Here is a 1,097-nt window from a genome sequence, read left to right on the forward strand (position 1 = left end):
TTCCGGCCGAAGGCAGCCGTGGACTTGGCCATCAGGCAGAGGTTCCTGGCCGGCTGCCCCGGGTCCTTGAGCCACAGCATGTACGGCTCGTCCGGCGGCGGCACGACCACATCCACGGTGCTGGTCGACCCGCCGCCCGAGGCGTACTCGTAGTGGATCGAGACTCCGAGCGGAGCCTCGTAGTCCTCGAAGATCATCGTCGTGCCGGTCGTCGCCAGCGCGACCGCGTCCCCGCCCATCGCCCGCACCGGGTGACGCGAGCCGTCCGGATGCACGCGGGTGAGCGTCACTGTCCCGGGAAACGCCAAGCCCGTGATCTGGATCGTGACCGACGCCGTCTCCTGATGCGGCGTCAGGATGTACGGCGGCGCGGTCTGCACCAGGGAGAACTGATCCAAGAAGAAAACCTGGCCCGGCGTGCTGGCCTGGGGCAGCGACACGAACCGGGCGTAGGCGGCACCGGGCGGCGCCATCCGGCCGATCAGGTTCGCGCGCCACTGCGCAGCTGGGCCCGCGGCGTCCTGGTCCGGGAACCCGTGCCCGAGATAGGTGGTGCCATCGCTGGCGTACCAGTCGATGTCAGTCCAGACCTGGTGCAGGCCGGTGCCGTAGTGCCGCTGCTGGGCTACGTAGTACAACCCTGCCGTGACCGGCACCAGGGCGGCGGCCTCGACCCGGGCTTGCCCGGCCGCCGTCGCCGTGACCTTGAGGGAGCGGCCGTCGACATACGACGGATCCGCCGGCGCCGACTGGGCAATCGTGCAGTTCGAGGCGGCCGTCCACCCGGTGGCGTCCACCTCGAGGGACTGCGTCGGGTAGGAGATGAGGTTGCCCGCGACCAGCGCAACACTGGTGGGACGGACCACGATCTGGTCGAAGTACCACGCCTCGCTGGACGCCCCGGCGGTCGGCCGCAGCCGCACCTCCACATGCGTCGCACCCACCGGGGCGGTCGCGACCAGCGCCCACCGCTCCCAGATCGCCGTCTGCTGGGTCGTCACCGTCCGCGTCGACGTCGCGAGGAGCGTGCCGGACGTGAGCGCGTCGTACCAGCGCGCCTCCCACACGAGTGTCCTGCCGACAGCCGGCGGAGCGAG

At 70.8% G+C, this 1,097-nt stretch carries 1 pseudogene; it reads right to left on the reverse strand.

Annotated elements, in window-relative coordinates:
* A pseudogene (locus ACWCPW_RS52070) lies at positions 1 to 1,067 on the reverse strand (hypothetical protein); the annotation flags it as partial.
* Positions 1,068 to 1,097: the final 30 nt, after the last annotated feature.

It is taken from the genome of Embleya sp. NPDC001921 (assembly GCF_053594475.1).